This is a genomic window from Streptomyces niphimycinicus (assembly GCF_018883605.1).
GTDB classification, from domain to species: Bacteria; Actinomycetota; Actinomycetes; order Streptomycetales; family Streptomycetaceae; genus Streptomyces; species Streptomyces niphimycinicus.
The window spans coordinates 1-448 of record NZ_JAHLEM010001348.1 but is presented as its reverse complement, the minus strand read 5'-3'; the positions used below and the strand labels follow the sequence as shown (position 1 = coordinate 448).

Sequence of the window (448 nt, the reverse complement as noted above, 5' to 3'; positions counted from 1 at the left end):
GCACGACGCGCTGCTCACCGACGGCCATCTCGGGCAGGGGCCGCTGGGCGCGCCGCCGGTCTACGACCGTTCGCCACTGGCCCCGGCGGCGGCGCCGGATGGCTCGATCACGGTGGGCACGCCGCCCGGGGCGCCGGTCGCCGATGTGCCGGTGACCGCACCGGACGGCTCGGTCGTACGGCTGCGGGAACGGCTCGGCCGGGAGCTGCTGGTGGTGCTGGTCGCCCCCGGCACCGGGGTGTGGGACCGCCGCCACTGGATGCGCGCCGGGCTGATGCCGAGGCTGGCGGCGGCCGCCGCGGCGCTGCCCATGCGCACCGAGCTGCTGGTCGCCGAGGCGTATCCGGGAGCCCCGGCGCACACCGTGCTGCTGGTGCGGCCGGACGGCCATCTCGCCGCGGCCCTGTCGGGGGTGCGGCCGAGCGCGCTGTACGCGTGCGCGGACGCG

General features: G+C 78.8%; 1 pseudogene. It reads left to right on the top strand.

The features are described 5' to 3' along the window. Positions 1–448 (top strand): annotated as a pseudogene (locus KN815_RS49690) (monooxygenase); the annotation flags it as partial.